Here is a 1,858-nt window from a genome sequence, read left to right as displayed (position 1 = left end):
GATGCGTCTATGATAAGTAGCGTAGTCTTTATTTCTAAGAGCTAATCTCAATTCAGTTTCTTGTTGTTTATCTAATTTCAATTTCATACAATCTATTATAATTCAAAATTCGATTTTTATTTAGTATTAATTACAATGAAGAAGTAAGGAGGGAATTTTTAAGGACGATAGAGGAATATGATGAAAGTGTGGTCTTGAGTCTGCTAGCTCGAGGGTATACTTTGAAAAACCGGATTCAACGAACGGTTGTCTTTTTAGTCGGAGAGATTACCTTTTATCGTAATCGCTGGTATCGGGATGGCGAGGTTTATGTCCCGGTGGATGAGTGGTTAGGCTTAGATAAGTATGATCGATTTTCAAAAGAAGTTGAGTTCACAATATTGGATTTATCGCTGCGAATGAGTTATCAGCAGGTCACAGAGGTTCTGTCAACCATGTATCGTCTATCTATTTCTGGCTATAGTGTTTTTTCTGCCTTGCAGCGGGCTGGAGAATTGCTGGACAACCAAAGAGATTTTATGAGCCTGTCTTGTACAAAAGAAAAGGATTTGAAGCCTATCGATGTTCTGTACCTCGAGGGAGACGATGTGTTGGTCAAAACAAATGAAGGTAAGAATGTTCATCTGCATCATTACATCGTCCACTGTGGGTGTAAACAATTGAGTGAGAATCGTTTTTGTTTGATTGAGAAAAAAGAATTTGTGGGCTTATCTATCTCAAAGGTTCGAGAAGAGATGTTGTCCTATATTAAACGAACCTACAAAATAACAGAAGAGACTCTCCTTATTACAAATTCCGATGGCGGTGTAGGCTATAGTTATAGAAGTTTTTGTAATATCGCCCGTGATTTGAAGATTAAAAAACATGAGTATTTCTGGGATGAGTTTCATATTTTACGAGAAATCAAAAGAGCAACCAGTCTGTATCCAGATCATGCGCCTCTGTTTTTCAAAGCTATTTATCATCATGATAGAGATAAGTTGAGAGTAGCTCTAGATACCTTGGAATCCTGCCTGCAGACCGATAAAGAAAGAGAGTCTTTCCAAGTGTTTTCCAAGAGGTTGAGGAGAGATTTTATTCATACGAAACCTTGTGATCTGAGAGGGATTTCAAAAGGAGGGATTGGAGTTATTGAATCAAATCATCGAAAGCTGACCTATCGCATGAAAAATCGAGGTATGTATTGGTCTGATGTGGGAGCAGAGACTATTGCGAAATTGATCATTCTAGAAAAACAGGGAGAGTTAAGAGAACTGATTTTTGGTGATTGGCGGAAGGAGTTTGAAGAATTTGAGGAGTTGAACAATACAGTTGATTGGAGATTTTCTCACAAAAGCGTTCCTAAAACTTACGAACTTGTTGGTAAATTACATGTGAATTTGAAATTTTAACCATAAATTATATGTAAATTTGAAAACCAGGAAAAATTTGACAGATTTTACTTTTTGTGCTTTAATGAAGATTTTTGCAAAAAGTGTTGACATTGTAGCTAAAGATGGTATAATATTCTTAACGAAACAAAGAAAAAAGCGAAGCGCTGGAACGCTCCGCTAAAATCAAACAAAAACGGTACTTTTGCTTGATTCATAAGATATTCTACAGTAAATATTGGTAGAAGTCAAGTGACTGAGCAAGGTGAAATGATTCTTTGTTCAGTTTTATTTTGAAAAAACAGCGTTTTCAAAAAAGCTCTCTTCAGATTTTTTCATTTCTCAAAATTCCAAACACATACCAGCGACGATCATTAATTGTCAAATGTTTTCCTTTTGTTGTATAATTGTTTTGCATCTCTGTGCCCTTCCTTTTGTTTGTGGTGAACAACAAGTATAGCACGGAGGTGTTTTCTTATACCTTACAA

1 protein-coding gene is annotated in these 1,858 nt (G+C 35.9%); it reads left to right on the top strand.

From position 1 onward, the window contains the following. Positions 1 to 107 precede the first annotated feature (107 nt). Positions 108 to 1,391, top strand: a complete 1,284-nt coding sequence (locus HZY94_RS04110; protein WP_179925117.1) for an ISLre2 family transposase — start codon at positions 108 to 110, stop codon at positions 1,389 to 1,391. The last annotated feature ends 467 nt before the right edge of the window (positions 1,392 to 1,858 follow it).

This window comes from Streptococcus danieliae, assembly GCF_013415245.1.
GTDB lineage: Bacteria > Bacillota > Bacilli > Lactobacillales > Streptococcaceae > Streptococcus > Streptococcus danieliae_A.
The sequence above is the reverse complement of the archived record's forward strand: the minus strand, read 5'-3'. Positions and strand labels throughout refer to the sequence as shown.